Here is a 27,000-nt window from a genome sequence, read left to right as displayed (position 1 = left end):
CCAGCTGTAAACCCAGAGGAGAGGGCTGATGAGCCGCGAAACGCAGGTCAGGCAATGCCTGGTAGCAATTGAAGAAATTTTACAGGACGCCGGGCTGTGGCAAACCTGCGCCCCAAACGCTGCGGCCTTTGAAAGCCAGGAGCCCTTTTGCGTTGATACCATGATGCCATTGCAGTGGCTGCAATGGGTTTTTCTGGCAAGGATGGATGCCCTGCTTTGTGCCGGGGCAGAGTTGCCGGCTAAGCTGGCTATTGCACCTTATTTTGAGGTTGCGCTGGAAGGGGAGATCCCGTGCCGGGCGACGTTGTTGCATGCTCTGAACCAGATGGATCAACTTTTTGAGTCGCATTCCTGATGTTGGAAATTATCTATCAGGATGAATGGCTGGTTGCAGTTAACAAACCCGCTGGCTGGCTGGTACACCGTAGCTGGCTGGACCGCCATGAAACGGTGTTTGTGATGCAAACGCTTCGGGATCAGATTGGTCGGCACGTATATACCGTTCACCGTCTGGACAGGCCCACCTCCGGAGTGCTGCTGCTGGCACTGTCGAGCGAAGTTGCCCGTCAACTATCAGAACAGTTTGCTCAGCACCAGATGCAGAAGGTCTATCATGCGGTGGTCAGGGGATGGCTGTCGGGTAAGGATACGCTGGACTATCCCCTGAGCGAACAGGTCGACAAAATAGCCGACAAATTCGCGCAACCCGATAAAGCACCGCAGCCTGCGGTAACCCACTGGCGTACTCTGGCCACGGCGGAGCTGCCGGTGCCGGTCAGTCGCTATCAGACTTCGCGCTACACACTTACCGAACTGCTACCGCAGACTGGGCGTAAGCATCAGTTGCGCCGACATATGCGGTATCTTCGTCATCCGATTATTGGCGATACGGCGCACGGCGATCTGCGACAGAATCGCCATGCTGCACAGAACTTCGGTATGAACCGGCTGATGTTGCATGCCAGTGAGTTGCATCTGACGCATCCTGTCACCGGTGAAACGCTGCGATTGCGCGCCGGGATGGATGCTGTCTGGCAGAATATGATTAACGCCTTTGGCTGGCAGGATTGCTTCCCCCATCCAGCCGGGGTTGAGTTTGCATCGGTTTATCTTCAGGATAAAGCCTCAACATCCAGCCAAAAGAATTTGGGTTGCAGCAAGACGGCCAGCGAGTAAATCCCCGGGAGCTTACTCAGGTAAGTGGCCGGGGTGCGTCGTGCAGTCAGGGCATCTGCAAACTGAAGTATGAAGGGCATAAGCGCCAGCACAGGAGAAAAGCATGGCTCAGATAGGTATTTTTGTTGGCACAGTTTACGGTAATGCTTTGCTGGTAGCTGAAGAAGCAGAGCCGTTACTGGCTGAGCAGGGCCATCAGGTTAAAATTTTTGAAGATCCCACGCTTGAAGACTGGCAGCGCTACAGCGATCAGGTTGCGTTGGTGATCACCTCCACTACCGGCCAGGGCGATTTGCCTGACAGTATTGCGCCGCTGTTTCACAGTATCAGAGAGACGCTGGGGCATCAGCCGACGCTGCGTTATGGCGTGATAGCCCTTGGCGACAGCAGCTATGATGATTTTTGTGGCGGTGGCAAAAAGTTCGATGCGCTGTTGCAGGAACATGCTGCACAGCGCGTGGCAGAAGTGCTGATGGTGGATGCCAGCGAAAATCCGGAACCGGAAGAAGTGACTTCGCCCTGGGTTGAACAATGGGCAAAGCGCCTCGGTTAATGCCACTGCTCTGCTCCGGACTGGTGGCCTGCTGCAATGCTTTTTTCAGGTTACCGGTGCAGGATTAAACACCGACAGCGCGTTATGAATTCCCCAGCGGTCAGACCAGGTCTGTTTTCGGCCGCTGGCAATATCCAGAATCAGTTCAAACAGCCTCCAGCCAACCTGTTCAATGCTTTCCTCTCCCGTAGCGATAGTGCCCGCATTGATGTCCATCAAATCATGCCATCTGTCAGCCAGCGCAGTGCGGGTAGCCATTTTGATCACCGGTATGACCGCCAGCCCGTAAGGGGTGCCGCGTCCGGTGGTAAACACCTGTAACGTGATGCCGGATGCCATCTGTTGTGTACCACAGACAAAATCGCTGGCTGGCGTGGCAGCATAAATTAATCCGCGCTTAGTGGGGCGTTGTCCGGGGGAGAGGACTTCCACAATCGGGCTGCGGCCTGATTTGGCGATGGAGCCCAGGGCTTTTTCCACCACGTTTGCCAGACCGCCTTTTTTATTTCCGGGGGAGGGATTAGCACTGCGATCGGTTTTGCCCATGTTCAGATAGTCATCATACCAGGCCATCTCTTCCAGCAGGCGCTGTCCCACCTCTTCGTTGATCACTCTTGGGGTCAGCAGATGAACGGCATCCCGTACTTCTGTCACCTCTGAGAACATTACCGTGGCACCACAGCGTACCAGCAGATCCGAAGCAAATCCGACCGAGGGATTGGCGGTCACGCCGGAAAACGCATCGCTGCCACCGCACTGCATCCCGACAATCAGCTCAGAAGCCGGAACGGTTTCACGCTGACGTCGATTGAGACGTTGTAAATGGCGCTCCGCGACCTGAAGAATATCGTCCACCATGGATTCAAAGCCAATGTGTTTCTCGTCCTGAAGGCGAACCACATCTTCTTCACCCAGTGAAATGGCCTGCACATCCGGTGTGCCTTCCAGCAGTCTTTCCGGCTGTAACTTTTCACACCCCAGGCTGACAATCATTACCTCACCGCCAAAATTGGCGTTGAGCGCCAGATTGTGGATGGTACGGATTGGCACCACCGCAGCCGGGGCGTTGATCGCCACACCACAGCCATATAAATGATTTAACGCCACCACGCCATCGACATTCGGATAACGCGGAAGTAACTGACGCTCAATGATTTTCACCACATAATCCACCACCCCCGCCACACAATGTACGCTGGTGGTGATGCCGAGCAGATTTCGCGTGCCTACGCTGCCATCGGCATTACGATAGCCTTCAAAGGTATAGCCGGTGAGGGGGGGCAGGGTTGGCGGAATATTGCTGGCCAGAGGCAGGCTGGAGAGCGCGGGCGCTTCCGGCAGCAGCACCAGCGATTCATCGATCCAGCTACCACGGGCAATATCCCGCACGGCATACCCGATAATCTCGCCATAACGCACAATGTTGCCGCCGTGGGATATATCCTGCAATGCCACTTTATGGCCCTGCGGAATATGTTCTTTCAGGCGCAGGCCACAGGGAAATTCCGTGCCCGCCGGGAGGCCATTATTATTGACCACGATGGCAACATTGTCGTTTTCATGCACCTGAATATAGAGTGGGGGATCATTTCTTGAGTTGTTCATTGCTCGACAAGTCCTGACTAAATGAATGTAGGGGCGTTTTTATCTTTCCCTGAACAACGATGATGGCTCGCCAGCGTTTTAAACCTTTCTGCTTTGAACAGTATAAAAAGGCAAAGGCGCAAAAACATTATGCAAATGTCTGACAAATGGCCTGAGACGGCGATACTTTTTCTGGCGTAAGAACAGGTTTCAGTGATAACCCTCACAAAGCACACCAGAGTGTGACTGGCCCCGCAGATTAACGACGTTACGTGAGCCATCCCGCAATGTATTGTGCAAGTGCAATAATATTATCCGTTTTGTATCGGTTTAGTTGTGCGTTATTCCGATGTGTTCCAGCTTCCCGGTTTTTATACTTCTCTCCACTGACGATGGATTGCCACGCTGCGTTTTAACTTTTCTGCCAGTAAATATTAATCGCTGTGTTTAACCCAACATCATTCTGATACCCAACGCGATGTGTATGCAGTTCAGAGTGCAGGTAGCCTGCGGGCTATATTTCAGGAGTGCATCATGAATTCAATCACTGGTACGGCGAGCAACGTGCAAAAAAGAACTAATGCCCGCTACTGGATAGTGGTGATGCTGTTTATTGTCACCTCGTTTAATTATGGCGATCGGGCAACTATCGCTATTGCCGGATCGGCAATGTCGAAAGAGATAGGTCTTGATCCGGTCGGTCTGGGTTATATCTTTTCTGCCTTCTCATGGGCTTATGTTATCGGCCAGATCCCTGGCGGCTGGCTGCTGGACCGTTTTGGATCACGACGGGTTTATTTCTGGAGTATCTTCCTCTGGTCTTTGTTCACCCTGCTTCAGGGGTTTGTCGATCTGCTGAGTGGTTTTACCGTTATCGCCGTGCTTTTTATGCTGCGCTTTCTGGTCGGTCTGGCAGAAGCTCCCTCTTTCCCCGGTAACAGCCGCATTGTCGCCGCCTGGTTTCCGGCCCAGGAACGCGGCACCGCCGTGGCTATTTTTAACTCGGCTCAGTATTTCGCCACGGTGATTTTCGCCCCGATCATGGGCTGGCTGGTCTCTGCCGTCGGCTGGGCGCACGTGTTCTGGTTTATGGGGGGCCTTGGCATCATTCTCAGCTTTATCTGGCTGCGGGTTATCCGTGACCCTAACGATCATCCAGGGGTGAACAAAGCGGAACTGGAGTACATGGAGCAGGGTGGCGCGCTGATTAATATGGATCAGAAAAAAGAGGCGCGTAAAGTCAGCTGGGCTGAAAAAATGTATCAAATCAAACAGCTAATTGGCTCCAGAATGATGATTGGTATCTATCTCGGCCAGTACTGTATCAATGCCCTGACCTACTTCTTTATTACCTGGTTTCCTGTTTACCTGGTGCAGGCTCGGGGTATGTCGATCCTCAAAGCCGGGATGGTGGCTTCGATACCGGCCATCTGCGGTTTTCTTGGTGGCGTACTGGGAGGGATTATCTCCGACTGGCTGATGCGCAAAACCGGCTCGCTGAATATTGCCCGCAAAACGCCCATCGTGCTGGGCATGTTGCTGTCGATTTCCATGGTGGTGTGTAACTACGTCGATACCGAATGGGTGGTGGTGTTCTTTATGGCGCTGGCCTTCTTCGGTAAAGGCATCGGTGCGCTGGGTTGGGCAGTGATGGCAGATACCGCACCGAAAGAGATCAGCGGCCTCAGTGGTGGGTTATTCAATATGTTCGGCAACATCTCCGGCATCATCACGCCAATTGCTATCGGCTATATCATCGCCACCACCGGCTCTTACAACGGCGCGCTGATTTATGTCGGTATCCATGCTTTCGTCGCCGTGTTGAGCTATCTGGTTCTGGTGAAAGATATCAAACGCATTGAGCTGAAACCCCTCTGAGGACGCGATATGAACACGCAAAGCAGCCCGGTTATCACTGATATGAAAGTTATTCCGGTGGCGGGTCATGACAGTATGCTGCTGAATATCGGCGGCGCACATGGTGCTTATTTTACCCGCAATATCGTGGTGCTGACCGACAGTGCGGGACATACCGGCGTGGGCGAAGCGCCGGGGGGAGAAACCATTTATCAGACGTTGCTGGCCGCCGTTCCCCTGGTGCAGGGGAGTGAGGTGGCGCGGATGAACAGCCTGGTGCAACGGGTTCACCGCGGCAATCAGACGGCGGATTTCGATACCTTTGGTAAGGGAGCCTGGACTTTCGAACTGCGGGTTAATGCGGTGGCCGCGCTGGAGGCCGCGCTGTTGGATCTGCTCGGACAGTGCCTGAATGTACCGGTGGCAGAACTGCTGGGGCCAGGTAAACAGCGTGATGAAGTGACGGTGTTGGGTTATCTGTTCTATATCGGCGATCGCGAGAAAACCGATCTGCCTTATCTGGCAGGCGAACAGAGCGGTCATGCGTGGTATCACCTGCGGCATCAGCAGGCGCTGGACAGTGCTGCTGTGGTGCGGCTGGCGGAAGCTGCGCAGGACAAATACGGCTTCAAAGACTTCAAACTCAAAGGTGGCGTTTTACCGGGTGAACAGGAAATTGAAACCGCCAAGGCATTAAAAAAACGCTTCCCTGACGCCCGTATTACCGTTGATCCCAACGGCGCCTGGCTGCTGGATGAAGCGATTGCGCTGTGCAAAGACTTACAGGGGGTGCTCAGCTACGCCGAAGATCCCTGTGGTGCGGAGCAGGGCTATTCAGGGCGGGAAGTGATGGCCGAATTCCGGCGGGCCACCGGGCTGCCGGTCGCCACCAATATGATTGCCACTAACTGGCGTGAGATGAACCATGCGGTGCAGCTGAATGCGGTCGATATTCCGCTGGCCGACCCACATTTCTGGACGCTGAGCGGTGCGGTGCGAGTCGCTCAGCTCTGTGATGAATGGGGCCTGACCTGGGGATGTCACTCTAATAACCACTTCGATATATCACTGGCGATGTTCACCCATGTAGGCGCTGCCGCGCCGGGCAAACCTACGGCAATCGATACGCACTGGGTCTGGCAGGAGGGCAATCAACGTCTGACCAGAGAACCGCTGAAGATAGTAAACGGCAGAATTGCCGTCCCGGATGCCCCTGGTCTGGGTGTGGAGCTGGACTGGGCAAGGCTGGAGCAGGCACATGCGCTGTATAAGACGCTGGCGGGCGGCTCGCGTAACGATGCCGTCGCCATGCAATACCTGATCCCTGGCTGGACATTCGATCGCAAGCGCCCGGTTTTTGGGCGTTAACCCCCGATTCTTCAAAAGGAACGCTTTATGAATCAAGCTATAAGTACGCCGAAGATCACCGAAATGCAGGTGATCCCCGTTGCCGGGTACGACAGTATGTTGCTTAACCTGAGCGGTGCCCATGCGCCATTTTTCACCCGTAACATTGTCATTATTAAAGATAACTCCGGCCATACCGGCGTGGGAGAAATTCCCGGCGGTGAAAAAATCCGTCAGACCCTGGAAGACGCGGCATCGCTGGTGACGGGCCATACCATCGGTGAATATAAAAATCTGCTAAGCCTGGTGCGCAACACCTTTGCCGACCGAGATGCGGGCGGGCGCGGTAATCAGACTTTTGATCTGCGCACCACCATTCATGTGGTGACGGGAATTGAGGCTGCGCTGCTCGATCTGCTGGGGCAGCATCTGGGAGTCAATGTTGCCTCTCTGTTGGGTGACGGGCAGCAACGTCGTCAGGTTGAAATGCTGGGTTATCTGTTTTATCTCGGTGACCGCCGTAAAACCTCGTTGCCCTACCAGAGTCAGGCAGATGAAAAGTGCGACTGGTATCGTTTGCGGCATGAAGAAGCGCTCAGCCCGGAGCGTGTGGTCCGGCTGGCCGAAGCGGCGTATGAGAAATACGGCTTTAATGATTTCAAACTGAAGGGAGGCGTACTGGCAGGCAATGAAGAAGCCGAGGCGGTCACCGCACTGGCGAAACGCTTTCCTGAGGCGCGTATCACCCTCGATCCCAATGGTGCCTGGTCACTGAATGAGGCGATTGAACTGGGCAAATCGCTGCGCGGCGTGCTGGCTTATGCAGAAGATCCCTGTGGTGCTGAGCAGGGCTATTCCGGACGGGAAGTGATGGCAGAGTTTCGCCGTGCTACGGGTCTGCCGACGGCCACCAATATGATTGCCACTGACTGGCGGCAGATGGGACACACGCTTTCATTGCAATCCGTCGATATCCCGCTGGCCGATCCTCACTTCTGGACCATGCAGGGCTCCGTGCGCGTGGCGCAGATGTGCCACGATTTCGGGCTGACCTGGGGTTCTCACTCCAATAACCACTTTGATATCTCGCTGGCGATGTTCACTCACGTTGCTGCCGCTGCGCCCGGCAAAATCACCGCTATTGACACCCACTGGATCTGGCAGGAAGGCAATCAACGTCTGACTCGCCAGCCGCTGCAAATCAAAGGCGGCCAGGTTGAGGTTCCGCAAAAACCGGGACTGGGTGTTGAACTGGATATGGACCAGGTGATGAAGGCGCATCAGCTGTATCAACAGCACGGGCTTGGCGCACGTGATGATGCACAGGCGATGCAGTTCCTGGTGCCGGACTGGACCTTCGACAACAAACGCCCTTGTCTGGTGCGCTAACTTTTTTCAGGAGAGTGTGATGAGCTACGTCAATACCCCTAACAGTTTTCGTCAGCGACTGCTGGCCGGAGAGACTTTAATCGGCAGCTGGTGTGCGCTGGCTAATCCGGTTACCACTGAAATTCTGGGACTGGCCGGTTTTGACTGGCTGGTGCTGGACGGGGAACATGCGCCCAACGATATTACCACCTTTGTTCCGCAGTTGATGGCGCTCAAGGGGAGCGTCAGCGCGCCGGTGGTGCGGCCGCCCTGCAACGAGCCGGTGATTATCAAGCGATTGTTGGACATCGGTTTTTCCAACTTTCTTATCCCCTTTGTGGAAACCGCAGAGGAAGCGGCGCGGGCCGTGGCCTCCACCCGTTATCCCCCACTGGGTATTCGTGGCGTCTCCGTTTCTCATCGCAGCAACATGTATGGCACCGTGCCGGATTACAACCTGACCATCAATGAAAACATCACTGTGCTGGTGCAGATTGAAACACAACAGGCGGTGGACAACATTGACGCTATCGCCGCGATTGACGGCGTGGACGGGATTTTTGTCGGGCCGGGCGATCTTTCGGCGGCGTTAGGCTATCTCGGCCAGCCGGCACATCCGGAAGTGCTGAAAGTGATTAAACATATTTTTGAACGGGCGAAAGCGGCAGGGAAACCCAGCGGCATTCTGGCACCGGTAGAGGCTGATGCCCGCCGTTATCTGGAATGGGGGGCCGGCTTTGTGGCGGTAGGCAGCGATGTGGGTGTCTTCCGTGGAGCCACCCAGGCTTTGTGCGATCGCTTCAAAAAATAATCCACCCTTCAGGAGAAATATCATGAAAATTGGTTTTATTGGACTGGGCATCATGGGCAAACCCATGAGTAAAAACCTGCTGAAAGCCGGATACAGTCTGGTGGTACGCGACAATAATCGGGAAAATGAAGCGGAGTTGGAACAGCTGGGTGCCACGGTTGCCGGATCGGCAAAAGCCGTCGCTGAACAGTGTGAGGTGATCATCACCATGCTGCCCAATTCACCCCAGGTGAAAGAGGTGGTGCTGGGTGAAGAGAGCGTGATTCAGGGGGCGAAATCGGGAACGGTGATTATCGATATGAGCTCAATCGCGCCGCTGGCCAGCCGTGAAATTCATGCTGAACTGGCGAAAAAAGGCATTGCCTTACTGGACGCGCCCGTTAGCGGCGGTGAGCCAAAAGCCATCGACGGTACGCTGTCGGTGATGGTGGGCGGCGATAAGGCGCTGTTCGATCAATGCTACGACATTATGAAAGCGATGGCCGGATCGGTGGTGCATACTGGTGAAATCGGTGCGGGTAACGTCACCAAGCTGGCGAATCAGGTGATTGTGGCGCTGAACATCGCTGCGATGTCTGAAGCCCTGACGCTGGCGACGAAAGCCGGTGTTAATCCGGACCTGGTCTATCAGGCCATCCGTGGTGGACTGGCAGGCAGTACCGTACTGGATGCGAAAGCGCCAATGGTAATGGATCGCAACTTCAAACCGGGTTTCCGCATCGATTTGCATATCAAAGACCTGGCTAACGCGCTGGATACCTCACATGGCGTGGGCGCTCAGTTGCCATTAACCGCCGCAGTGATGGAGATGATGCAGGCACTGCGCGCCGATGGGCTGGGCACCGCCGATCACAGCGCGCTGGCCTGTTACTACGAGAAATTAGCCAAAGTTGAAATCAGTAAATAACAGCGTGGCCCGGCTGATACCGGGCCGCACCCTGTGCCCGCTTTGTTCGGGTTAGTTCAACAGCGCACGGATACTGTATGAAAATAGTAATCGCACCGGATTCATATAAAGAGAGTCTTTCCGCCCAGCAGGTTGCCACGCAGATTGAGTTGGGATTCCGTGAAATTTTTCCTGATGCAGACTACGTCAAATTGCCGGTGGCCGATGGGGGTGAAGGCACGGTTGAGGCGATGGTCGCGGCGACCAGCGGCAGTGTGATCTGCCTTCAGGTCACCGGTCCGTTGGGCGAGCCGGTGGAGGCATTTTACGGCTTGTCCGGGGATAAAAGTTGCGCCTTTATTGAAATGGCGGCTGCCAGTGGACTGGAACTGGTTCCCGCAGCCCGTCGCGATCCCTGGATAACCACGTCTTATGGCACCGGAGAGCTGATACGAAGCGCACTGGATAAAGGGGTTGAACACTTCATTATTGGTATTGGCGGCAGCGCCACTAACGATGGTGGTGCAGGGATGGTTCAGGCGTTGGGGGCAAAGCTGCTGGACAGGCAGGGACGGCAGATTGGTTACGGCGGTGGACAGCTGCCAGAGCTGGCGGCTATCGATATGCAGGATTTTGACCCGCGGATTAAAAACTGTCGCTTTGAGATTGCCTGTGATGTCAGTAATCCGTTGCTGGGAGAGGAGGGCGCATCGGCAGTATTCGGCCCGCAAAAAGGCGCGACGCCGGAGCGTGTGCAACAGTTGGATCGGGCCCTGGCCCACTATGCTGAAGTCATCCATCGCGAACTGGACATTGACGTATTGTCTCTTGCGGGGGGCGGGGCTGCCGGTGGCATGGGGGCCGGGTTACATGCCTTCTGTCAGGCAGAGTTGCGCCGGGGAGTGGAGATAGTGACCGAAGCATTAGGTCTGGATCGGCTGGTGAAAGATGCCAGCCTGGTGATCACCGGAGAAGGACGCATTGACAGTCAGACCATTCATGGCAAAGTGCCGATTGGCGTGGCGAAGGTGGCGAAGCGTTATAACAAGCCGGTCATTGGCATTGCCGGTAGTCTGACTGCGGATGTGGCCGTGGTTCATCAGCATGGTCTGGATGCCGTTTTTAGTGTCATTTACCGAATTTGTAAGCTGGAAGATGCGCTGTCAGATGCGGCTGCCAATGTGAGGATGGCTGCGCGTAATATTGCGGCGGCTATCGCCATCGGTAACAGCATCCGGATGGAGTAATCTGACGAAAAAGCACGGCAGGGCGGAGGCTGTTCCGCCCCGGAGTACCGGTTCTTCATTGTGCTAATCCCAACCTCTCTTTTGCCAGCCTGCCCACATTCTCTGTTTCATCCAGCAGCTCCAGCAGCTCAGGCTCCACCGCTTCAATACTGTTATTTGCCCGCAGGTTCTGCTCCAGTTGCTGGCAAAGCTTCTTGAGTCTGGGAACGCCGCTGTAGCTGGCACTGCCGTGAAGTTTATGAATGATATCGAGCAAGCCTTCCGTATTATTTTCTCGCATATGGCGTTCAACCAGCATCTGCACATCGGGCAGGAAATCGACCAGCATTTGCAGCAGATCAAGCGCCAGAACTTCTTTGTTGGCTGCCTGACGCAGTGCCAGATTCCAGTCCAGAGAAGCGGAAACCGTCGGTACTTTGCTGACCGGAGCCGGTGAGTAACGCGACAGCAAATGGCGCAGCTTAATTTCATCTATAGGTTTGGCGAGATAATCGATCATGCCAACGTTAAACAGGTGCTCCTGTTCACCATCCAGTGCATGGGCGGTGACGGCGACAATCGGGGTGGAATGATGTTGCGGCAGTTCACGGATCAGCTCACTGGTGCGGATGCCATCAATTTCCGGCATCTGAATATCCATCAGAATAATATCCAGCGCCTGCTTTTGTGCCTCCTGAATAGCGGTAATTCCGTTGTCGCAAAGAACGATATGCTCAACCTGTTCTTCCAGCAATGCGCCGATGAGTTTGAGATTGGCGGGATTATCATCCACTGCCATCACGGTCAGAGGCAGACGCTGCTTCTCTGGTCGGTATTCTGCATCGCGCAGGTGATTTTCCAGCAGTACCGGCAGCAAACGCGACAGGGATACGGGTTTTATCAGGCAGGCGCTCACGCCGCGTGCTTTCAGGTCTTCGGCGTAAACCTGCATCTGACAGGGCAGAGCCATAATCACACTATCAGCACGTTTCAGCGCCGGTAGCAGTTCATGACTGGCGATTTCATGCTCCGGCTGTCTGCTTACCGGCAAACCCATCAACAGGACGTCATAATGCTCGCCGGGCAGACCCTCCAGTGTGGCGTTGTGGCTGACATTCATGCGGGTGGCAGCCAGCAGATCCTGGGTGGCTTGCGCGGCTGCCGGATTGGCCTCGACGTAAGCCAGGCTTTTACCCTGCAAACAGTCGACGGCGCGGGGATCGCTTGCGGCATTCGGATTGAGCGCCAGATTAATATGAAACCAGAATGTTGACCCCTGGTTGAGTCGGCTGTGGAACGAGCTCTCACCGCCCATTTCGTTAACCAGCTTCTGGGTGATCACCAGGCCCAGCCCGGTTCCACCGTGCCGTCTGGATATGCTGGCGTCAGCCTGGCGGAAGGCCTGGAAAAGTTGCGACTGCTGCTTCTCGGCAATACCTATCCCGGTATCGTGGATCTGTACCTCCAGATCGACCCGGTTATTACTCATCGAGCGTTTTTCCACGCGGATGTCGATATTGCCGTGCTCGGTGAACTTGATGGCATTCCCCAGCAGATTAACGATGATTTGTTGCAGACGTAGCGGATCGCCAATGGCATTATCCGGCACGTCATGCTGAATATTCAGCGTTAATTCCAGACCTTTTTCGTGGGCAGACTGCGCCAGCAGCACCACGACCTCATCCAGCGTCGCGCGTAAGGGGAAAGGAATGGTTTCCAGCACCAGTTTTCCCACCTCCAGTTTGGAGAAATCAAGCACGTCATTGATGATGCTCAACAGATTATTAGCAGAACGTTCAATCGTGTGCAGATAGTCGCGTTGGGTGGCGTTCAGCGTGGTTTTTAACGTCTGTCGGGTAAAACCAATCACGCCATTAAGGGGCGTGCGCAGTTCATGAGACATATTGGCAAGAAATTCAGATTTAATGCGGGCGGCTTCCTGTGCTCGCTTCTTGGCGAGATCCAGCTCCACATTCTGAATCTCCATCTGCTCCAGGGTTTCCCGCAGATCGGAGGTCGCCTGGTCGATATTTTGCAGCATCTCTTCGTGATAAGCCGTTAACGACATGGCCATAGAATTGATGCCGTTTTTCAGCATATCCAGCTCGCCAAGCATATGTCCCGTGACCCGGCTGTCGAGCTGCCCACGGCGGATGCGATCAACGGTGTTGACCATATTACGTATTGGTCCGGTGACATCGCGCATCAGCCGGTAGGCAAACAGCATAGCCAGACACAAACAGAACAGCAGTAACAGGGTGGAGACAAACACTTCTTTATACTGCTGTAATCTGACTGACTGTAGGTCCAGTTCAATGGCTACATAGCCCAGCGGATTATGGTCTGGTTTGGCATTTTCATCCGGCGACTCATCAGGATAATAACTTTCAGCAAGAATTGGGGTGCGTAAAATAACCGAATTTCCCTGGCGCTCTTTGGTGTAGGCGGAAACAAACCGGGTGCCTTCCGGCATGCGCAGTTTTTCAACGTTCAGATGATAATTAGAGGTGACAAACAGCTGATTCTGCGCGTCAAATACAGCAATCACCCGAACAATACCGGAATGGCGGCGGTGTAACAGGCTGATGAGCTGATAAACAGATGTTTTGCTGTGAAAGGTCATGCCATATTCGCTGGCGGTGGCCAGCGGCTCAATAATATTCGCCCCGGCATCGACCAGCTGATGCTGCAATTCGTTGTAGCGATGCACGATAAAGAAGGTACTGAGCAGAAGCCCAATCATTAGCGTGGGAGCCAGAATCAAAATTATCATGCGCGCCCGCAGGCTGTATTTGGTCATAATGGTCCTGTAGTGCGCTGCCCGTCCGGGCTACACAGGTCGAATTTTTTTGATCGCTGGTGTAGGCTACGCACGCTTTCCTGCTAACTCTTTTCCGGATGAAACTGAATAATGGCGCAATTCTACTCTGCAAAACGGCGCGTGACGACCCGCCAGATCATCACTGTGACAGTTAATGAGCTGGATGGTTTGGGACAGGGTGTCGGACGGATAGAGGGTAAAGCGCTGTTTATCAGTGGTGCATTGCCCGGTGAGCAGGTAGAAGTCGAAATTACCCAGCAGAAGAGTGCCTGGGCGCGCGGTAAGGCAACACGAATTCTCTCTGCCAGCCCGCAGCGTGTGGTGCCACGTTGTCCACATTTTTCGCGCTGTGGCGGTTGCCAGCTGCAACATGCTGCACCTGAGCTGCAACAACAAAGTAAAGCCAGCGCACTGGTCCGCCTGCTCAGTCAGCAAACTGGCCATGATGTTACCCTCGACAGCATTATTTCGGGCCCGGCTTATGGTTACCGTCGGCGGGCGCGGCTAAGCCTGAATTATGATAAGCGCAGTCAGACGTTGCAGATGGGATTTCGTCAGGCTGCTTCCAGCGATCTGGTCCCGGTGACCCAATGCCCCGTTTTGAAGCCCGAGCTTAATGCGTTGCTCCTGCCATTGCATCAGTTGCTGAACAGTTTGCAGGCTGTCCGGCGTCTGGGGCATGTCGAACTGGTGCTGGCGGATAATGGTCCGCTGCTGGTTCTGCGCCATCTTGATACGCTGGACCATGTGGACCAGCAAAAACTGGAACGCTTTTCGCATAATCATCAGGTCGCCCTGTTTCTTGCGCCAGACAGCGATACACTGATTCAGGTTAACGGCGAGATGCCCTTTTATCGTATCGATGGTCTTACACTGACATTCAGCCCTCGTGATTTCATCCAGATTAATGGTGAACTGAATCAACAGATGGTCGCTCAGGCTCTGGAATGGCTGGACCTCCAACCGGAAGACAGGTTACTGGATCTGTTTTGCGGTATGGGTAATTTCACGCTTCCGGCAGGAAAGCGGGTTGAAAATGTCACCGGTGTGGAAGGGATAGCGGCATTAGTCAGCCAGGCGGCCCGTAATGCCGACAGAAATAATCTGAATAATATTGATTTCTTTCAGCACAATCTGGAAGAAGACGTAGTTAAGCAGCCCTGGGCTGCCAGAGGATTTAATAAAGTTTTACTGGATCCAGCCCGTGCGGGAGCGGCGGCAGTGATGTCTCACATCGTTAAACTTGCCCCGCAAAACGTGGTCTATGTTTCCTGTAATCCGACTACACTTGCCCAGGATAGCCAGAAACTTCTGGCATCCGGTTATCAATTGGAAAGGGTTTCGCTGCTTGATATGTTTCCGCATACCGGGCACGTGGAGTCCATGGTGTTATTTAGCCGAAAACAGGCTCCCGAGCGGGAGTAAGCCAGGAGAGGTTATGGTTGCGGTAAGAAGTGCACATCTGAACACGGCTGGCGAGTTTGCTCTCGATCAATGGATAAGCAGTTTAGGGATCTCCAACCAGCAGTCATGTGAACGACTGGCCGATACCTGGCGTTATTGTCAGGAGGCGACGCAGCACCATGCGGATGCGGCGCTCCTGCTGTGGCGCGGCGTGGAGATGGTGGAAATCCTCTCGATGCTGAGCATGGACAGCGAAAGTTTACGTGCAGCCCTGCTGTTCCCGTTGGCGGATGCCAACGTCGTGTCGGAAGCGGTGCTGGAAGAGAAATTTGGTAAAGCTATCGTCTCGCTGGTTCATGGCGTGCGTGATATGGATGCTATTCGCCAGCTTAAAGCCACGCATAACGACTCGATGGCGTCGGAACAGGTCGATAATGTTCGTCGTATGTTGCTGGCGATGGTGGAAGATTTCCGCTGTGTGGTCATCAAGCTCGCTGAACGTATCGCCCACCTGCGTGAAGTAAAGGATGCCCCGGAAGATGAACGGGTGCTGGCAGCCAAAGAGTGCACCAATATTTATGCGCCGCTGGCCAATCGCCTGGGTATCGGGCAATTGAAATGGGAGCTGGAGGATTTCTGCTTCCGTTATCTGCATCCGGATGAATACAAGCGCATTGCCAGGCTGTTGCACGAGCGAAGAATCGATCGTGAACAGTACATCGACACTTTCGTGCAGTCGTTGCGCACCGAAATCGTTAAAGAGGGTGTAAAGGCCGAGGTATATGGTCGTCCCAAACACATCTACAGCATCTGGCGCAAAATGCAGAAAAAGTCGCTGACTTTTGATGAGCTGTTTGACGTGCGGGCAGTGCGTATCGTGGCGGAACGCTTGCAGGATTGCTATGGAGCGCTGGGGATTGTGCACACCCTCTATCGCCATCTGCCCAGTGAATTCGACGACTATGTCGCCAATCCAAAACCTAATGGCTATCAGTCGATTCATACCGTTGTGCTGGGGCCAAAGGGTAAAACGGTGGAAATTCAGATCCGTACCCGACAGATGCATGAAGATGCCGAACTGGGCGTGGCCGCACACTAGAAGTATAAAGAGGGCGGCTCCGTCGGTAGCGCCCGTGGCGCATCAGGTCATGAAGAGCGGATCGCCTGGCTACGTAAGCTGATTGCCTGGCAGGAGGAGATGTCTGATTCCGGCGAAATGCTGGATGAAGTGCGCAGTCAGGTTTTTGATGATCGCGTCTATGTGTTTACGCCAAAAGGCGACGTGGTTGATCTGCCTGCCGGATCCACGCCGCTGGATTTTGCTTATCATATTCACAGCGACATTGGACACCGCTGCATCGGTGCGAAAATTGGCGGTCGCATTGTGCCTTTTACCTATCAGTTACAGATGGGCGATCAGATCGATATCATCACCCAGAAACAACCCAACCCAAGCCGCGACTGGCTGAATCCCAATCTTGGCTACATTACTAACAGCCGTGGACGCTCAAAAATTCATGCCTGGTTCCGCAAGCAGGATCGCGACAAAAATATTGTCGCGGGGCGGCAGATCCTCGACAGCGAGCTGGCAAGCCTGGATATCAGCCTGAAAGAGGCCGAAAAACTGCTGCTGCCGCGTTATAACTTTAACTCGCTGGATGAGCTGCTGGCGGCAATTGGTGGCGGCGATATTCGCCTGAACCAGATGACTAACTTCCTGCAATCTAAACTGAATAAGCCCAGCGCAGAAGAAGAAGATCGTGAAGCCTTGCGTCAGCTGACGCAGAAATCGGCAGCACCGCGCAGTAAAGAGAGTGGCAGGGTGGTGGTGGAAGGCGTGGGTAACCTGATGCACCACATCGCCCGTTGCTGTTTGCCTATTCCAGGTGATGAAATTGTTGGTTTTATCACCCACGGCCGTGGTATTTCCATCCATCGTGCTGACTGTGACCAGCTGAGCGAGCTGATGACCAATGCGCCCGAACGTATCGTTGATGCGGTCTGGGGAGAAAGTTATTCCAGCGGCTATTCGCTGGTGGTGCGCGTTACTGCCAACGACCGCAGCGGCCTGCTGCGTGATATCACCACGATTCTGGCTAATGAAAAGGTCAACGTGCTGGGCGTCTCCAGCAGAAGCGATACCAAAAAACAGCTGGCGACCATTGATATGGATATTGAAATTTATAACCAGCAGGTACTGGGCCGGGTACTGGCACGGCTCAATCAGGTGCCGGATATTATCGACGCCAAAAGGTTGCATTGATTTTAACGCGGCGCTGTCGCCTCCGGCGAGTGCTTCCCCTGGTCACCGACACCGATATGTGGCCAGGGGGATAACGCGCTGGCGGTTTGCCAGCGGGCCGGGTCCACAGCGCCAGCGCATAGCCTGATTTAATGGATGTTCCCCGCACAAATTTTGCTCATTTATATTGCTGTTTTCCTCTTTATTTCGACGTAAGGATTTTTTATGAACTCACTCGATCGCCTGCTGGGCATCATGACCTCCCTGCGCGATCCGCAAAAAGGATGCCCGTGGGATCGTGAACAGACCTATGCTTCCATCGCCCCCTACACGCTGGAAGAAACCTATGAAGTGCTCGATGCCATCAGCCAGCAGGATTTTGATGCGCTGAAGAGTGAGCTGGGCGATCTGCTGTTTCAGGTGGTTTTCTACGCCCGGATAGCGGAAGAAGAAGGACGGTTTGATTTTAACGACATCTGCAACACCATCAGCGATAAGCTTGAGCGCAGACATCCGCATATTTTTGGCGACGAAAAGGTCAGTAACAGCGGGGATGTGGTGACCAACTGGGAACAGACCAAAAGTGATGAACGTGCGGATAAAGAACAGCACTCGGCGCTGGATGATATTCCACGCGCGTTACCTGCGCTGATGCGGGCTCATAAAATCCAGAAACGTTGCAGCAACGTGGGTTTTGACTGGAACACGTTAGGGCCGGTGCTGGATAAAGTGTATGAAGAAATCGACGAAGTGATGCATGAAGCTCAGCAGGCGGTGGTCTGTCAACAAAAGCTGGAAGAGGAGATCGGTGACCTGCTGTTTGCTACCGTTAATTTTTCCCGCCACCTTGGCAGCAAAGCTGAAGTTGCTTTGCAGAAGGCCAATGATAAGTTCGAACGGCGTTTCCGCAAAGTGGAAGAGATTATTGCTGCGCAGGGCATGAAGATGCAGGATGCCTCGCTGGAACAGATGGAAGCTGCCTGGCAGCAGGTGAAAGCGGCAGAGTCATCGCCTGAAGGAATAATTTGCTGACTCGATTCAACAAAAATGTGACCTGGCTCAACCTCTGAGCGTGCCTGCCAGGGTAACCTTATGGCGGTCTGTGCGATGGCTGGCTGATAACCAGAAACGAGCAATTGTGGCAATGCAGGGATTCCGGTATACTGTTTTCCCGTCCTGGTTATTCCATCGTCTTTAAACCTACTTTCTCAGGTTCAGCATGACAACGAATTATATTTTTGTGACCGGCGGGGTCGTATCCTCTCTGGGAAAAGGCATTGCCGCAGCCTCCCTGGCCGCCATTCTTGAAGCGCGTGGTCTTAATGTGACCATCATGAAGCTGGACCCGTATATCAACGTGGACCCCGGCACCATGAGCCCTACTCAGCATGGTGAAGTTTTTGTTACCGATGACGGTGCTGAAACCGATCTGGATCTGGGCCACTACGAGCGCTTTATCCGCACTAAAATGAGCCGCCGTAACAACTTCACGACAGGCCGTATCTATTCTGAAGTCCTGCGCAAAGAGCGCCGTGGCGACTATCTTGGCGCAACCATTCAGGTCATTCCTCATATCACTAACGCCATTAAAGAGCGCATCATCGAAGGTGGTGAGGGACATGACGTGGTGCTGGTTGAGATCGGTGGTACGGTTGGGGATATTGAGTCTTTGCCGTTCCTTGAAGCTATCCGTCAGATGGCGGTGGATGTGGGCCGTGAACACACCATGTATATGCACCTGACGCTGGTGCCTTACATGGCCGCTGCCGGTGAAGTAAAAACCAAACCGACTCAGCACTCCGTTAAAGAACTGTTATCGATTGGTATTCAGCCTGACGTACTCATTTGCCGTTCCGATCGTGCGGTTCCCGCCAATGAGCGTGCAAAAATCGCCCTGTTCTGTAATGTGCCGGAAAAAGCAGTTATCTCACTGAAAGATGTTGATTCTATTTATAAAATCCCAGGGCTGTTGAAATCACAGGGTCTGGATGATTACATTTGTAAGCGTTTTAATCTGAACGCACCGGAAGCGAACCTGTCCGAGTGGGAACAGGTAATTTATGAAGAGGCTAATCCGGGCGGTGAAGTAACCATTGGTATGGTCGGTAAGTATGTAGAGTTACCGGATGCCTATAAGTCAGTGATTGAAGCGCTGAAACACGGTGGTCTGAAAAATCGCGTAACGGTGAACATCAAGTTGATCGACTCGCAGGATGTGGAAAGCCGCGGTATTGAGTTACTGAAAAATCTGGATGCTATCCTGATCCCTGGTGGTTTCGGCTACCGTGGTGTGGAAGGCAAACTGATGACCGCTCGTTATGCGCGTGAGAACAACGTTCCTTACCTTGGCATCTGCCTGGGGATGCAGGTTGCTCTGATGGAATTCGCGCGTAACGTTGCCGGTATGGAAGGGGCAAACTCCACGGAATTTGTGCCAGACTGTAAGTACCCGGTGGTGGCGTTAATCACCGAATGGCGTGATGAAGAAGGCAATGTGGAAGTCCGTAGCGAGCAGAGCGATCTGGGCGGCACCATGCGTCTGGGTAGCCAGCAGTGTCAGTTGACCAGCAACAGTCTGGTTCATCAGCTGTATGGTTCCGACACCATTGTCGAGCGCCATCGTCATCGTTATGAAGTTAATAATCTGCTGTTAAAACAAATTGAAGCCGCAGGCTTGCGCGTGGCGGGGCGTTCCGGTGACGATCAGCTGGTGGAGATTATCGAGAATCCTCAACACCCATGGTTTGTTGCCTGTCAGTTCCATCCGGAATTTACTTCAACGCCCCGTGATGGTCATCCACTGTTTGCCGGTTTCGTTAAAGCGGCCAGCGAGTATCAGAAGCGTTTGGCAAAATAAGTATTTTCATAACGGCGCGGGCACATTTCCCCGCGTTGTTTGTCTGAGTTTAAGTTAACTTGTACTGAGGAAAAACTAATGTCCAAAATCGTTAAAGTCATCGGTCGCGAAATCATCGACTCTCGTGGTAATCCGACCGTTGAAGCAGAAGTTCACCTGGAAGGCGGTTTCGTCGGTATGGCTGCTGCACCATCTGGCGCGTCTACCGGTTCACGTGAAGCACTGGAACTGCGTGACGGTGACAAATCCCGTTTCATGGGTAAAGGCGTGACGAAAGCCGTGGCGGCTGTTAACGGTCCAATCGCAGATGCGGTTACCGGTAAAGATGCCAAAGACCAGGCGAACATCGACAAGATCATGATCGATCTTGATGGCACTGAGAATAAATCTAAGTTCGGCGCTAACGCCATCCTGGCTGTCTCTCTGGCTGCGGCTAAAGCTGCCGCAGCGGCAAAAGGTATGCCGCTGTATGAGCACATTGCTGAACTGAACGGCACCCCAGGCAAGTTCTCCATGCCGCTGCCAATGATGAACATCATCAACGGTGGTGAGCACGCGGACAATAACGTTGATATCCAGGAGTTCATGATCCAGCCAGTTGGTGCTAAAACCCTGAAAGAAGCTGTACGTATGGGTTCAGAAGTTTTCCATAACCTGGCTAAAGTGCTGAAGTCCAAAGGCATGAACACCGCTGTGGGTGACGAAGGCGGCTATGCACCAAACCTGGGCTCCAACGCTGAAGCGCTGGCGGTTATCGCTGAAGCGGTAAAAGCAGCCGGTTACGAGCTGGGCAAAGACATCACTCTGGCGATGGACTGCGCCGCGTCTGAATTCTACAAAGACGGCAAATACGTGCTGGCTGGTGAAGGCAACAAAGCGTTCACCTCTGAAGAGTTCACCCACTTCCTGGAAGACCTGACCAAACAGTACCCAATCGTATCTATCGAAGATGGTCTGGATGAATCTGACTGGGCTGGTTTTGCTTATCAGACCAAAGTACTGGGCGACAAAATCCAGCTGGTGGGCGACGATCTGTTCGTGACCAACACCAAAATTCTGAAAGAAGGTATCGATAAAGGTATCGCCAACTCTATCCTGATTAAATTCAACCAGATCGGTTCTCTGACCGAAACTCTGGCTGCAATCAAGATGGCGAAAGATGCTGGCTACACTGCCGTTATCTCTCACCGTTCTGGTGAAACTGAAGATGCCACCATCGCTGATCTGGCGGTTGGTACTGCCGCTGGCCAGATTAAAACCGGTTCTATGAGCCGTTCTGACCGTGTTGCCAAGTACAACCAGCTGATCCGTATTGAAGAAGCGCTGGGAAGCCGTGCGCCATTCAACGGTCTGAAAGAAGTTAAAGGTCAGTAAATCTGAATATTCCTCGCCTTTATGGTTGAGGATTTTCTGAAAAGCCTCGTCTCAGGACGGGGCTTTTTTATTTTTTATTCAATGAAATTAATTTGTTAAGTCACCCCGCTGATTGCGGAATGGTCTGATTTATCCGCTTATTACAGAATTTCTAATCAATTTTATGTAAATTTCCGGTAAGTAAATGTAATCAGGACCATTGAAAAATGAAATACAGGGCGGACGTGGATGGACTGCGGGCACTGGCGGTGCTGCCAGTAATTGCTTATCACATGGGGATCACCGGCATACCCGGCGGTTTCACCGGGGTGGATATCTTTTTTGTTATATCGGGTTATCTAATCTGCGGCATTATCTACTCCGGCGCGGTTAACAATACGTTCTCATATCTGGATTTTTATAAGCGCCGCTGCCTGCGTATTTTGCCTCCTCTGTTTGTGGTCTTACTGGCTACGCTCATCTTTGGCTACTACCATTTGCTGCCGGTTCAGTTCAATGACCTCAGCAACAGTTCACTGGCGACCCTGCTTTTTTCCTCCAATATCTTCTTTTGGAAAACCACCGGTTACTTTGCCGGACCTGCTGAGCTGAAACCCCTGTTACACACCTGGTCACTGGCCGTTGAAGAACAGTTCTATATTGTTTTTCCGGTAATCCTGCTGTTGGTGATGCGTTTTTTTCGCCAGCGGGTCGTTCAGGCGATGTTGCTGATTATCTTTATCTCTTTTCTTCTCAGCCTTTATGCCGTCACCCGAAAACCGACCTTCACCTTCTATATGTTGCCAACACGGGCATGGGAGCTGGCGCTGGGCGGGCTGATTGCTGTCGCAGGCCTTGAAGCGAAAATGGTGAAGGTATCACAGGGAGTGAAACACCTGATGAGTCTTAGCGGACTGGCGCTGATCCTTGGCGGATTTTTTGGCTGGACACCAGCAAACCTTTTCCGGCGTGGAATGCGCTCTGGCCCTGTTTGGGGAGCTTTTTAATCATTCTGGCGGGGCAGAAAGCGGTGGTTTCCCGACTGCTGGCGCTAAGGCCGGTAGTCTATATCGGTATGATTTCATACTGCCTCTATCTGTGGCACTGGCCGATTATTGTTTACAGCCGCATGTTCTTTAACTTTGCACCGGGCATTCGTGAAGGCGTGATTGCGGGCCTGACACTGGGACTGGCGGTGGCTTCGCGTTATCTGATTGAGATCCCGTTTCGTTACAAACTGGCGGTGTTACCACCTGCCAGAATTGTGGCGGCCTCGGTCGCAGCCCTGGTGCTGATGGCTTCTGGCACCTTGTATAAAGGCCATGTGAGTAATAATGCCGGGCAGTTCTCCCAGCAGGCGCTGGCGCTGGCGAACTATTCTCAGTACAAAGATATGCCGGAGTTCAGCTATCAGTACCGTCCGGGCCGCTGTTTTGTTGATGGAAAAAGTCAGGAGGATAAGCCTTTCGATCGCGAATACTGCCTGAAAATGTCCGACACTGCCCGCAACTATGTGCTGATTGGTGACAGCCATGCGGCCCATCTCTGGCGGGCGATGAGCCTGGCGGCGGGCGAGGGCGTCAATGTCATTCAGGCCACCTCGGCGGGCTGCAAACCCCTCTATCATCAGTCATTGCGCAATCCCTGTACTGAGCTGGTGGATGAGCTGTACGAAAGCTGGATCCCACAACATAAAATTGATGGTGTGATTATCTCTGCCCGCTGGTTACCGCAGGACATCGCACCGTTGAAAGCCACGCTGGCGCACCTGAAAACCGTATCAGACAACATTATTGTTCTGGGACCAACCATTGAGTATTCGGAAGCCTTGCCGGATTTGCTGGCCTACCAGACAGACGGGCGTAAGGACCTGGTGGCATCCTCCATCGATCGCAGTATCAAAACCACCGACCTGACGATGAAGCAGGCGATGCTGGATATGCAGATACCCTATATCTCGGTCTACGCCATTATCTGCCCCGGTGATGTCTGCCGTGGACTGGCTTCCGATGGTCACCCCATCTCCAATGACTATGGTCATCTGACGTTAAGTGGTGCGAAGGATGTGATGGGGCAGGCGATGCAGGAGATGCACCAGGATAACTTTATGTAAACCCTCTGCCGGGGCGTTGCCGTCCAGCACCGCCCCGATGTTTTAGTGGCAGATCAAGTTACCCGCTGCGCACGAAGCCGTTTGGTTAAGAGGGGGCTTTCTGTCATACTTCCGCTCCTGTTTTTTTCCGGTCAGTTGAGAGCGTGATGCAGTACCCGATAAATGAGATGTTCCAGACATTGCAGGGCGAAGGTTTTTATACCGGCGTTCCGGCAATTTTTATCCGCCTGCAAGGATGCCCGGTTGGTTGCAGCTGGTGTGATACCAAACACACCTGGGATAAGCTGGCCAGTCGGGAAACGGCGCTGGGCGATATTCTGCTGAAAACAGTAGAGTCAGATGCCTGGGGAATGGCAGATGCTCAGGCTCTGCTGGCAGTGATAGGGCAACATGGCTGGACCGCCCGACATGTGGTGATCACCGGCGGTGAACCCTGCATTTACGATCTTACCCCGCTGACAGAATATCTTGAACAGCAGGGCTACCGTTGCCAGATTGAAACCAGTGGCACGCATCAGGTGCTTTGCAGTTCAGCTACCTGGGTCACGGTGTCACCAAAGGTCAATATGCGTGGGGGCTATGACGTACTGAACCAGGCGCTGGTCCGTGCCGATGAAGTGAAACATCCGGTGGCGCGTCAGCGTGATATCGATGCACTGGATGCCCTGCTGGTAACCCTGGACGATCAGAAAAGCCGCATTGTGGCGTTGCAACCTATCAGTCAGAAGAAAGACGCGACACAGCTTTGCATTGAAACCTGCATCGCACGAAACTGGCGTTTATCCATGCAGACCCACAAATACCTGAATATTGCCTGACCGGGCCGCGGCTGGCGTTATTCCCCCCTGTAGACGCAGCCTGCGGTACAGGTTTCTTTGATCATCACCGCACTCAGCAGCGGCAGGGTTGGCTTCATCTGATCCCAGATCCATTTCGCCAGCACTTCGCTGGTCGGGTTAGAAAGCCCCGGAATCTCATTGAGATAATAGTGATCCAGACGGTCATAAACGGGCTTGAATGCCGCTTTCAGTTCGGCAAAATCCATCACCCAGCCGGTATGCGCATCCACTTCGCCGGTAATTTCAAGCCGCACAAGAAAAGAGTGCCCGTGCAGACGCCCGCATTTGTGACCAGCAGGAACATTAGGCAGATGATGAGCAGCCTCAAATTGAAAATCTTTAAACAGCGTGGTGGCCATGACACAGTCCCGGTTATTTCCTGAAAAAAACCGGCGAAGTCTACCGGAAAATTGCTTTTTTCGCACCCGTTTCCCGGCCTTTTCATATTAAGCAGCAGGCAACAGAATGTAACACGGCATAACGTGATGATAATAAAGGAATTAATTAACCTGTTTTGCTGCTATATCTTAGCGATAAAACCGTTTAGTCATTTTGGTTATTTATTATTACCAACCCTTATTTAAGGGTTATTATGCCAGTCGTTACCCTAATGCTATATCTCTGACTTTATGGCTCAGCGCCTTCACTGGAACACTCAAGCTAATGACGACTCAGGCACCTCCAGGCTCACTGCTTCCGCTCACTCCTGAACAACTCGCTCGCCTGCAAGCCGCGACCGGTGATTTTTCCACTACCCAGCTGGCATGGCTTTCCGGTTACTTCTGGGGCATGGTGAATCAGACGTCGACATCTGCGTCTGCCGCACCCGGTGCGCCTGCTCCGACGGAAACGCCAACCATTACGCTGCTGTCAGCTTCACAAACCGGCAATGCCCGTCGTCTGGCGGAACAACTGCGGGATGATTTGCTGGCGGCCACGCTTAAGGTCAACCTGGTTAATGCCGGTGACTACAAATTCAAGCAGATCGCTCAGGACAAATTGCTGATTGTGGTGACCTCCACCCAGGGCGAAGGCGAGCCACCGGAAGAAGCTGTGGCCCTGCATAAGTTTCTGATGTCGAAAAAGGCACCAAAACTGGACAACACGGCCTTTGCGGTATTTGGTTTGGGTGATACCTCGTATGAATTTTTCAGTCAGGCCGGAAAAGACTTTGATACCCGGCTGGCAGAGATGGGCGCGGAGCGTTTGCTGGCACGCGTTGATGCCGATGTTGAATATGCGACGGAAGCTGAAAAGTGGCGCACAGAGATTGTTGCCATCCTCAAAGCCAGAGTGCCCGACGGTGCGCCCACAGGGCCGACGGTATCGGTGGCGGGTGCAGTTAATGAAGTTTTTACCAGTCCTTATACCAAAGAAGCCCCGCTGACGGCGAGCCTGGCGGTTAACCAGAAAATTACCGGGCGCAACTCCGATAAGGATGTGCGCCACATCGAAATCGACCTGGGTGATTCAGGTTTGCGCTATCAGCCTGGGGATGCGCTGGGCGTCTGGTACGAAAACGATCCGGCTCTGGTGCAGGAACTGCTCGACTTGCTGTGGCTGAAAGGCGACGAAACGACAGAGGTCAACGGTCAGACGCTGACGCTGTCTGAAGCGCTGCAAAAGCATTTTGAACTGACCGTCAATACACCGCAGATTGTCGCGGAGTACGGCAAACATTCCCGCGATGAAAAACTTCTGGCGTTGACCGGCGACAAGAACCATTTACAGCAGTACGCGCAGACCACGCCCATCGTCGATATGGTACGTCAGGCACCGGTAGCATTGCAGGCGGAACAGCTAATTGCACTGCTGCGGCCACTGACGCCACGGCTCTACTCCATCGCTTCATCGCAGGCTGAAAATGAAACCGAGGTGCATATCACCGTCGGGGCGGTGCGTTTTGATATCGAAGGCCGTGCCCGTGCGGGCGGCGCTTCAAGCTACCTTGCCGATCGTCTGGAAGAAGACGGCGAGATTCGGGTGTTTATTGAACATAACGATAACTTCCGTTTGCCCGCCAATCCGGAAACGCCGGTGATTATGATCGGCCCCGGCACCGGCATCGCGCCATTCCGCGCTTTTCTGCAACAGCGTGACAACGACGGGGCGGAAGGGAAAAACTGGTTGTTCTTTGGTAATCCACACTTTACCGAAGACTTTCTCTACCAGGTTGAATGGCAGCGCTATGTGAAAGACGGCCTGCTGACGCATATCGATCTTGCCTGGTCCCGCGACCAGCAGCATAAGGTTTATGTGCAGGATAAAATTCGTGCCAGAGGTGATGAGGTCTGGCGCTGGATTGAACAGGGCGCGCACATCTATGTCTGTGGTGACGCCAACCGGATGGCGAAGGATGTGGAACAGGCATTGCTGGAGGTAGTGGCTGAACAGGGTGGGATGGATCTGGAAACGGCCGATGAATTTTTAAGTGAACTGCGCATTGAGCGCCGTTATCAGCGAGACGTTTACTAAAACGGTGGCGAAAATTTAAGGGGCAGTTGCGCATTCACCGCTGCCCTTCAGATCGCCTGATTGTCCCGCTCGCGCCTTGCTGGCAGGA

General features: G+C 53.4%; 20 protein-coding genes and 1 pseudogene. 18 read left to right on the top strand and 3 right to left on the bottom strand.

Features of this window, described 5'->3' with window-relative positions:
• Window positions 1-28 precede the first annotated feature (28 nt).
• From BG55_RS13860 to BG55_RS13850, 3 genes are all read left to right on the top strand, one after another.
• Window positions 29-355 (top strand): YqcC family protein, encoded by a 327-nt coding sequence (locus tag BG55_RS13860; RefSeq protein ID WP_034938521.1) that lies wholly within the window; start codon window positions 29-31, stop codon window positions 353-355.
• On the top strand, window positions 355-1,176 hold the full coding sequence (gene truC, locus BG55_RS13855; protein ID WP_052018858.1) for a tRNA pseudouridine(65) synthase TruC: 822 nt from the start codon (window positions 355-357) through the stop codon (window positions 1,174-1,176). The genes BG55_RS13860 and truC overlap by 1 nt, the downstream gene beginning before the upstream one ends.
• Before the next feature lie 103 nt (window positions 1,177-1,279).
• Window positions 1,280-1,729, top strand: a complete 450-nt coding sequence (locus BG55_RS13850) for a flavodoxin (RefSeq protein WP_034938519.1) — start codon at window positions 1,280-1,282, stop codon at window positions 1,727-1,729.
• A 45-nt stretch (window positions 1,730-1,774) separates the two neighbouring features.
• Here BG55_RS13850 and garD read toward each other — a convergent pair whose 3' ends face one another.
• On the bottom strand, window positions 1,775-3,334 hold the full coding sequence (gene garD, locus BG55_RS13845; RefSeq protein WP_034938518.1) for a galactarate dehydratase: 1,560 nt from the start codon (window positions 3,332-3,334) through the stop codon (window positions 1,775-1,777).
• Window positions 3,335-3,847: 513 nt separating this feature from the next.
• On the opposite strand from garD, the gene BG55_RS13840 reads away from it, so the two are divergent.
• From BG55_RS13840 to BG55_RS13815, 6 genes are all read left to right on the top strand, one after another.
• Window positions 3,848-5,191, top strand: coding sequence for an MFS transporter (locus BG55_RS13840; RefSeq protein WP_034938515.1), 1,344 nt, complete (start codon window positions 3,848-3,850; stop codon window positions 5,189-5,191).
• Between the two features lie 9 nt (window positions 5,192-5,200).
• Window positions 5,201-6,538: a glucarate dehydratase family protein gene (locus tag BG55_RS13835; RefSeq protein ID WP_034938514.1), complete on the top strand. Its 1,338-nt coding sequence runs from the start codon at window positions 5,201-5,203 to the stop codon at window positions 6,536-6,538.
• 27 nt (window positions 6,539-6,565) lie between these two features.
• Entirely contained in the window at window positions 6,566-7,906 is a 1,341-nt protein-coding gene (gudD, locus tag BG55_RS13830) for a glucarate dehydratase (protein ID WP_034938512.1), read from the top strand.
• 19 nt (window positions 7,907-7,925) lie between these two features.
• Window positions 7,926-8,696, top strand: a complete 771-nt coding sequence (gene garL, locus BG55_RS13825) for a 2-dehydro-3-deoxyglucarate aldolase (protein WP_034938511.1) — start codon at window positions 7,926-7,928, stop codon at window positions 8,694-8,696.
• Window positions 8,697-8,718: 22 nt separating this feature from the next.
• On the top strand, window positions 8,719-9,603 hold the full coding sequence (gene garR / locus BG55_RS13820) for a 2-hydroxy-3-oxopropionate reductase (RefSeq protein ID WP_034938509.1): 885 nt from the start codon (window positions 8,719-8,721) through the stop codon (window positions 9,601-9,603).
• Between the two features lie 77 nt (window positions 9,604-9,680).
• A complete protein-coding gene (locus tag BG55_RS13815; RefSeq protein WP_034938508.1) occupies window positions 9,681-10,829 on the top strand; it encodes a glycerate kinase in 1,149 nt (382 codons plus the stop codon).
• Between the two features lie 55 nt (window positions 10,830-10,884).
• Here BG55_RS13815 and barA read toward each other — a convergent pair whose 3' ends face one another.
• On the bottom strand, window positions 10,885-13,608 hold the full coding sequence (gene barA / locus BG55_RS13810; RefSeq protein ID WP_034938506.1) for a two-component sensor histidine kinase BarA: 2,724 nt from the start codon (window positions 13,606-13,608) through the stop codon (window positions 10,885-10,887).
• A 111-nt stretch (window positions 13,609-13,719) separates the two neighbouring features.
• On the opposite strand from barA, the gene rlmD reads away from it, so the two are divergent.
• The 8 genes and pseudogenes from rlmD to queE all read left to right on the top strand — a co-directional run bounded on the left by rlmD (window position 13,720) and on the right by queE (window position 24,416).
• A complete protein-coding gene (gene rlmD / locus BG55_RS13805; protein WP_034938505.1) occupies window positions 13,720-15,054 on the top strand; it encodes a 23S rRNA (uracil(1939)-C(5))-methyltransferase RlmD in 1,335 nt (444 codons plus the stop codon).
• A 13-nt stretch (window positions 15,055-15,067) separates the two neighbouring features.
• Window positions 15,068-17,296 (top strand): annotated as a pseudogene (gene relA / locus BG55_RS13800) (GTP diphosphokinase).
• 204 nt (window positions 17,297-17,500) lie between these two features.
• On the top strand, window positions 17,501-18,307 hold the full coding sequence (mazG, locus tag BG55_RS13795; RefSeq protein WP_034938503.1) for a nucleoside triphosphate pyrophosphohydrolase: 807 nt from the start codon (window positions 17,501-17,503) through the stop codon (window positions 18,305-18,307).
• Window positions 18,308-18,494: 187 nt separating this feature from the next.
• Window positions 18,495-20,132: a glutamine hydrolyzing CTP synthase gene (pyrG, locus tag BG55_RS13790; protein WP_034938501.1), complete on the top strand. Its 1,638-nt coding sequence runs from the start codon at window positions 18,495-18,497 to the stop codon at window positions 20,130-20,132.
• A gap of 78 nt (window positions 20,133-20,210) precedes the next feature.
• Window positions 20,211-21,506, top strand: coding sequence for a phosphopyruvate hydratase (eno, locus tag BG55_RS13785; protein WP_034938499.1), 1,296 nt, complete (start codon window positions 20,211-20,213; stop codon window positions 21,504-21,506).
• A gap of 206 nt (window positions 21,507-21,712) precedes the next feature.
• A complete protein-coding gene (locus BG55_RS23275) occupies window positions 21,713-22,492 on the top strand; it encodes an acyltransferase family protein (RefSeq protein ID WP_235192762.1) in 780 nt (259 codons plus the stop codon).
• The gene (locus tag BG55_RS23270) at window positions 22,477-23,598 is read left to right on the top strand and encodes an acyltransferase family protein (RefSeq protein WP_235192761.1); all 1,122 of its coding nucleotides are present in this window, start codon (window positions 22,477-22,479) and stop codon (window positions 23,596-23,598) included. The genes BG55_RS23275 and BG55_RS23270 overlap by 16 nt, the downstream gene beginning before the upstream one ends.
• Before the next feature lie 146 nt (window positions 23,599-23,744).
• The gene (gene queE, locus BG55_RS13775; RefSeq protein WP_034938498.1) at window positions 23,745-24,416 is read left to right on the top strand and encodes a 7-carboxy-7-deazaguanine synthase QueE; all 672 of its coding nucleotides are present in this window, start codon (window positions 23,745-23,747) and stop codon (window positions 24,414-24,416) included.
• Window positions 24,417-24,433: 17 nt separating this feature from the next.
• On the opposite strand, the gene queD is transcribed toward queE, so the two are convergent.
• Window positions 24,434-24,796 carry a 6-carboxytetrahydropterin synthase QueD gene (queD, locus tag BG55_RS13770; protein ID WP_034938496.1) on the bottom strand — a complete coding sequence of 121 codons (363 nt, stop codon included), beginning with the start codon at window positions 24,794-24,796 and terminating at the stop codon, window positions 24,434-24,436.
• 304 nt (window positions 24,797-25,100) lie between these two features.
• Between queD and cysJ the strand changes: the two genes are divergently transcribed.
• Entirely contained in the window at window positions 25,101-26,912 is a 1,812-nt protein-coding gene (gene cysJ / locus BG55_RS13765) for an NADPH-dependent assimilatory sulfite reductase flavoprotein subunit (protein WP_034938494.1), read from the top strand.
• Window positions 26,913-27,000: the final 88 nt, after the last annotated feature.

Source organism: Erwinia mallotivora (genome assembly GCF_000590885.1).
Taxonomy (GTDB): domain Bacteria; phylum Pseudomonadota; class Gammaproteobacteria; order Enterobacterales; family Enterobacteriaceae; genus Erwinia; species Erwinia mallotivora.
Note: the sequence above shows the minus strand (reverse complement) of the source record. Positions and strands in the feature narration are given on the sequence as shown.